General features: G+C 73.4%; 1 pseudogene. It reads right to left on the bottom strand.

The features are described from left to right. Positions 1 to 563 (bottom strand): annotated as a pseudogene (locus tag FV222_RS28710) (acetyl-CoA C-acetyltransferase); the annotation flags it as partial.

The raw sequence follows: 563 nt of genomic DNA, 5'->3' as shown, positions 1-563 counted from the left end.
GCCGCGCTCGGCCTGCGACCGGCGCATCAGCACCAGGGCCGCCGCGCCGTCGGAGATCGACGAGGCGTTGGCCGCCGTCACGGTGCCGTCGGGGCGGAAGGCGGGCTTCAGGGTCGGGATCTTCTCGGGCCGGGCCTTGCGCGGACCCTCGTCGCTCTTGGCCTCGCCGACGGCGACGATCTCGTCGGCGAAGGCCCCGTCGGCCGTCGCGCGCTTGGCGCGGGCCAGCGACTCGAGGGCGTAGGCGTCCTGCGCCTCCCGGGTGAACCGGTAGTGCTGCGCAGTGTCCTCGGCGAAGGTGCCCATCAGCCGGCCGCGGTCGTAGGCGTCCTCAAGCCCGTCGAGGAACATGTGGTCGAGCATGCGCCCATGGCCGAGGCGCTGGCCGGCCCGCGCCTTGTCGAGGAGGTAGGGCGCGTTCGACATCGACTCCATGCCGCCCGCGACCACGGTCTCGGCCGAGCCCGCCGCGATCATGTCGTGGCCGAGCATCAGCGCCTTCATGCCCGACCCGCAGACCTTGTTCAGGGTGGCGCAGGGTGTCGCGTCGGACAGGCCCGCGC

This window comes from Methylobacterium sp. WL103, from assembly GCF_008039885.1.
GTDB lineage: Bacteria > Pseudomonadota > Alphaproteobacteria > Rhizobiales > Beijerinckiaceae > Methylobacterium > Methylobacterium cerastii.
Note: the sequence above shows the minus strand (reverse complement) of the source record. Positions and strands in the feature narration are given on the sequence as shown.